This window comes from Acinetobacter sp. M5A5_2a (assembly GCF_053345265.1).
Window position 1 is genome coordinate 1 of the sequence record NZ_JBKEZV010000021.1, and the last position, 2,103, is coordinate 2,103.

Annotated in this window: 2 protein-coding genes; both read right to left on the minus strand. The window is 44.2% G+C overall.

The window, feature by feature from the left end; genetic code table 11:
* Nucleotides 1-636 (minus strand): biotin/lipoyl-binding protein (locus ACLBWE_RS19065; protein WP_447604277.1); only part of this gene is annotated, 636 nt, incomplete at its 3' end.
* The coding region (locus ACLBWE_RS19070; RefSeq protein ID WP_447604278.1) for an ATP-binding cassette domain-containing protein at nt 633-2,103 on the minus strand (1,471 nt) is incomplete at its 5' end. The genes ACLBWE_RS19070 and ACLBWE_RS19065, both read right to left, overlap by 4 nt.

The following is a 2,103-nucleotide window of genomic DNA, read 5'->3' on the forward strand; positions in this document are numbered from 1 at the left end:
GTTCTGCGCATCATTCATTTTGTTTCTAAGGTCATTTGCTTCGCGACGTAAACGTAAAACTTCAACCTCACTGGCCGCGCCTTTAGCAACTAACGGTTCAGTCATTGCCAGTTCTTGTTGTACCAGTTGCAAAGCCTGTCTAAAACCTGCAAGTGTTTGTTCTAGATTAGCTCTGCGGGACGCATATAATGCCGTTTCTTCATGTACAAGTTTTGGTTCTTTCAGCACCATTTCTGGAAAAGCCAATGGTGTGCCGTTTACCTCTGCACGTAAGCGTGCTGAAGTTGCCTGAGCAGAAATAAGCAAAGATCTTGATTCACCGACATTCGATGCCAAACGGGTTGGATCTAATTGCGCAAGAATTTCGCCTTTTTGAACAATATCGCCTTCTTGTACATTCAGCTTGGTTAAAATACCGCCTTCTAACGACTGGATGACCTGTTCCTTAGACGATGGAACCACTTTACCTGTGCCGGTAGATACTTCTTCAAGTTTAAATACCCATGCCCAGATAAAGAAAATAACTAAACCAATCCCCACAATCCAGATCACTAAGCTGGCACGTGGTAATGGTGGTTCAGTATAAGAGACATTCATTGAACGGGTGAGTTCTTGTTCTTGTTGTGGCTCGCTCATGAATTACCCCCTTGCACTTGTTTTTGTTGGGCTGTTGATTGATTAAGGACCTGATCTCTTGGACCATCCATCACGATTTTGCCGTCGTTAACGACAATAATACGGTCCACCAGTTCTAAAACAGCGCGGCGGTGAGTCGCAACCACTAAGGTTCGATGGGCCAGCCATCCTTTTAAATGATCAATCAGTTGTTTCTCTGCCACATCATCAATCGCAGCTGTTGGTTCATCGAGTAATAAAATGTTGGGTTGGCGAATCAATAGACGAGCCAATAACAACGCTTGTTTTTGACCACCAGAGAAACCAACCCCACCTTCTAAAATTAGGTGGTCTAGTCCTTCTTTTTTCTCTTGGACAAAAGGTAATGCACCTGTCACCACCAAAGCTCGAAGAATCTCTTCATCTGTTGCAAGCGGTGCACCCAAAGTGAGGTTTTCACGAATCGTACCGTAGAAAAGATGTGCGTTCTGGTTGAGTAACCCCATATCACGACGTACATCAGATGGATCAATTAAAGAAAGATCCAGACCATCTAAATGCACTGAACCTTGAATAGGAAATTGCATGCCAGATAGGAGCTGAAGCAATGTCGATTTACCTGCTCCATTACGCCCCAGAATTGCAATTTTTTCACCCGCACGAATTTTTAAGTGCCGAATTGCAAGGCTCGGACGTGGTTCATCTTCACTGTATTGGAACAAGACATTTTTTAATTCGTAGTCGCCATTTAAAGCAGCTTTGTGTACCAGATGCGAACGCTCTGGCTGATCGATTGGGCGTTGCATGAGTTCATCCAGACTTTGTTTTGCAACTTTCGCCTGCTGTAAACGTCCTAAAACACCCGTAATTTGTGCAATCGGTGCCAACATGCGTGAAGATAAAATTGAACAGGCCACTAACGCACCCGTAGTCATTTCACCATCCATTACCGCAAAACATCCCACCAAAACCACAAATGCGTAGGTCAAACCTTGAATCTTTTGAGTCCATGCCATTAAGGTCCCGACAATTTTACGTTGTTTCATACCGATATCGGCTGAAACTTCATTCATGTGGTTCCACTGGTTCTGGAAACGTGATTCAGCACGCAACAACTTAATATCTTCAATACCCTGCACTGCTTCTACCAGAATGGCATTACGAATTGACGATTCTCTCATACCCTCTTGTGCGAGTTGCGCTAGCTTCTTCTGTACCAGAATACCCGGCAAAATCATAAGCGGTACAACCAGCAACATCACCCAAAACAGTTTCCCGCCAATAATGGCAAAGATGGTCAGGAACAGGAAAAAGAATGGAAAATCGGCAATTGCACTAATGGTGGTAGAGGTTACCAGTTCACGAACACCTTCGAGCTCACGAATCTGGGAAATAAAACTACCGGTAGACTTTGAACGATCTTTATTCTTGATTCTTAAGGCATGACCAAATACGCGGTCAGAAACCCGTAAGTCGGCACGTTTACCG